Origin of the sequence: Lewinella sp. IMCC34191, assembly GCF_003390935.1 — a bacterium.
GTDB lineage: Bacteria > Bacteroidota > Bacteroidia > Chitinophagales > Saprospiraceae > Neolewinella.
This window is the reverse complement of record NZ_QNQZ01000031.1, coordinates 1-708: the sequence shown is the minus strand read 5'-3', so window position 1 is coordinate 708 and position 708 is coordinate 1. Positions and strand designations below refer to the sequence as shown.

The 708-nt window shown below is 53.2% G+C and carries 2 protein-coding genes; both read right to left on the bottom strand.

Annotation, left to right across the window (positions count from 1 at the left end; all coding sequences use genetic code 11):
* Nucleotides 1-246: 246 nt before the first annotated feature.
* Nucleotides 247-471, bottom strand: coding sequence for a hypothetical protein (locus DRW39_RS22450; RefSeq protein ID WP_157976314.1), 225 nt, complete (start codon nt 469-471; stop codon nt 247-249).
* Nucleotides 472-503: 32 nt separating this feature from the next.
* Nucleotides 504-708 (bottom strand): hypothetical protein (locus DRW39_RS22750; protein WP_232830225.1); only part of this gene is annotated, 205 nt, incomplete at its 5' end.

Below are 708 nucleotides of genomic sequence, written 5' to 3'. Positions count from 1 at the left end.
GTTGGGCGCCATACGCGACAAAAACACACTGGGGTTTTCACCCCGACCACCGGTGGAAATAAGGCACGATCGCCGCAGCCCGCAGAACGGCTGGTCGATCCAAAAAATAAGGAATCATGCTGTTGGCTAGCGTTTCTTCAAGAGATAGCCAGAAGAAAGCGTGGTGCTCACCGGACGGAGCGGTAAGTGAGCTTAAGTGAACCGCCGAGAGAGCGGCACGCGTGCGTTGCTGAGAAGCAAAAGCAGCTAGCCAACAGCATGAAACGGAAAATGGTTGGGATCGACCGACCAAAAAGCAGGAAGGGCTGCGGCAATCGATCCAGGTAAAAGGCCGGTGGTCGTGTTTTTGCCGACGGCGGGCGGGACGAAATAAAAAAATACGTCCCGCCCGCCGTCGGTGACCGGAAATGCGTGACCAAATCCACCGATCCTGGAAAAGAAGAAAAATGTAAAAGCTAGGATCGGCAGCACAGCATTCCGGTCATCGCCGGGACGTGTCTCCCCTAAAAAAGCTCCTGCGTTGGTGGGAAACCAACGACAAGGCTTTTTCTTAACGGGGAGGTTTTTATTTTATCAGCGGCAGCGGGATCATTTAGAGATTCCGCACTACAAAGAATAAAAAAATAAAAACACCACTGTACGGCGCCCAACACCGCATCAGACGTCCATGCGCCCTTTTGAGGGGCGCACGGCGCTGATGCAATCGTT